Consider the following 2,614-nt stretch of genomic DNA (forward strand, 5'->3'; position numbering starts at 1 on the left):
TCCCCGCCGTTGCCGTTGCCGTTGCCGTTGCCGTTGCCGTTGCCGTTGGCCTGCTTGCCGGCGGTGGCGGCGACGGCGGCCTTCACGCCGCCGGACGGCGCGGGCACCAGCCGGCGGGCCACCACCCCGGACGGGCGTACGGCAAGCTCGACCTCGCCGTGGCCGCCGGACAGGACACCGACGAGCTGGCGGAGCACCTGCTTGTCGGCGGACTTCGGCAGGTCGACCACACCGCCCGCACGCTGCGGGTTCTCCACACCGGCGATCGAGCGCAAGCCCCAGACCAGCGCGCCGGCCAGCCCGCTGACAGCCTCACCGGAAACGGTGGCCACCGCGCCGTGGGTCGCCAGCCACAGCGGCGCGGCGATCCCGACGTCCTCGACGGCCTGGACCAGCGCCACGGTCGCGGCGAACCCGGCGGGCAGGTCGGACACCTCCGCCGTGTCGTCCCCGACGCCCAGCAGTGACAGCACACCGTCCACCGGCTCGGCCACGGCGGTGGCCAGGTCGGCGGCGAGCAGGCGCCGGGTGCTCCGCTGCGGGTCGACGGGCAGCACCACGCCGTCCGGCAGCGCTCGGGTGAGCGCCGTGACCCACGGAGCGTCGTGTTGGTCGGCCGGCACCACCAGCAGCCACCGCCCGCGCGCGGGTCCGGCGGGCAGGTCGTGGACCGGCCGCCACACCACCCGGTAGCGCACGGTGTCCACCGCATCGGTGAGCCGGTGCCGCTCCCACCAGGATGCGAGGGCAGGCAGCACCTCGCCCAGCGCGGCGCGTTCCCGCTCGCGGGCGATCCCCAGCGTGTCGGCGAGTTCGTCGAGGCCGCCCTGGCGTACCGCCGCCCAGAAGCGGGAGTCTTCGGCGCCGGCCGCCGCGCTGCCGGCCGGTGCGGCGGCCGGCGCCGCCTCAAGCCAGTGCCGGGTGCGTTGGAACGCATAGGTGGGCAGGTCGACGGTCCGCGCGTCGAGACCGGAGAACACGGCCTGCCAGTCCAGGCGGGCGCCGTGGGTGTAGGCGGTGCCCACCGCGGTGGCGACCGTGACCGGCTCCGGTTCGTTGCGGCGGAGCAGGGATGCGGTGACGGGGGCTGACTGGCTGGTGTTGTGGGTGAGGGTTTGTTGGGTGAGTGCGGTGAGGACGGGGTCGGGGCCGAGTTCGAGGTAGGTGGTGGTGCCGTGGTGGTGGAGGGTGTGGGTGGCGTGGTGGTAGTTGACGGTGGCGCGGATGTGGCGGGTCCAGTGGTCGGGGGTGGTGAGTGCGTCGGTTTCCGTCTGGCCGGTGAGGGCGGAGACGACGGGGATCGTGGGTTGGTGGTAGGTGAGGGTCTGGGCGACGGTGTGGAAGGCGTCGAGGACGGGGTCGAGGTGGTGGGAGTGGAAGGCGTGGCTGACCTGGAGTTTTTTGGTTTTGCGGCCCTGGTCGGCGAACAGCTGCGCGATGTGGTGGGTGGCCTCGGGGTCGCCGGAGACGACGACCGACGCCGGCCCGTTCACCGCGGCCAGATCCACGCCTGACCGGCCTTCGAGGGCGGTGCGGACGTCGTTCTCACTTGCCTGGATGGAGATCATGACGCCGCCGGGTGGGGCGGAGTGGATCAGCCGGGCTCGTGCTGCGACGAGGGTCGCTGCGTCGGCGAGGGAGAGCACGCCGGCGGCGTGGGCGGCGCTGAGTTCTCCGATGGAGTGGCCGGTGAGGTAGTCGGGGCGCAGCCCCCAGCTGGTGACGAGCCGGAACAGGGCGGTCTCGAGGGCGAACAGCGCCGGCTGGGTGTACAGCGTCTGGTTGAGGTCGGACGGGTCGGTGTCGAAGACGACGTCGCGCAATGGCCGGCTGACGTGCCCGGTCAGTGCGGTGTCGAGGGCTGCGGTGGCTTCGTCGAAGGCGTCGCGGAATATCGGGTAGGTGTCGTACAGGCCCCGGCCCATCCCGGCGCGTTGCGCACCCTGACCGGTGAACAGAAACGCCAGCTTGCCGGACGTGCTGGTGCCCTGAGCGGTATGGAGCGCCGGCCGGCCGGTCGCGACCGCGTCGAGGCCGGCCAGCAGGTCGTCGCGGTCGTCGGCGATGACGACGGCGCGGTGGGACAACGCTGCTCGGGTGGTGGCCAGGGAGAACGCCACGTCCGCGGGGCGTAGCGCGGTGTTCGTGGTGAGGTGTGCGGCCAGTCGGGCGGCCTGGTCCTGGAGGGCCTGGGGGGAGCGGGCGGAGAGCAGGAACGGGAGCGGGCCTGGGGTCGGTTCGGCAGGTGTCGTCGCCGCCGGTTTGGTGTTGTCGGCGGGCGGGTTGCCTTCCGCCCCCTGGTCGTCGGACGCCTGGTCGGTGGGTGCCTGTTCGAGGATGACGTGGGCGTTGGTGCCGCTGACGCCGAAGGCTGACACGGCGGCGCGGCGGGGGCGGTCGACCTCGGGCCAGGGCCGGGCTTCGGTGAGCAGCTCCACGGCCCCGGCCGACCAGTTCACGAACGGTGACGGTGCGTCCACGTGGAGGGTTTTGGGGAGCAGGCCGTGGTGGATGGCCTGGATCATTTTGATGATGCCGGCGACGCCGGCGGCGGCCTGGGTGTGGCCGATGTTGGATTTGAGGGAGCCGAGGTAGAGGGGCCGGTTGTCGGGGC

The 2,614-nt window shown here is 72.8% G+C and carries 1 protein-coding gene; it reads right to left on the minus strand.

The window, feature by feature from the left end; translation table 11 throughout:
• On the minus strand, positions 1-2,614 hold a 2,614-nt coding region (locus DD1DGNOD_RS21710), incomplete at both ends, for a type I polyketide synthase (protein WP_131770933.1).

This window comes from Candidatus Protofrankia californiensis, from assembly GCF_900634765.1.
GTDB lineage: Bacteria > Actinomycetota > Actinomycetes > Frankiales > Frankiaceae > Protofrankia > Protofrankia californiensis.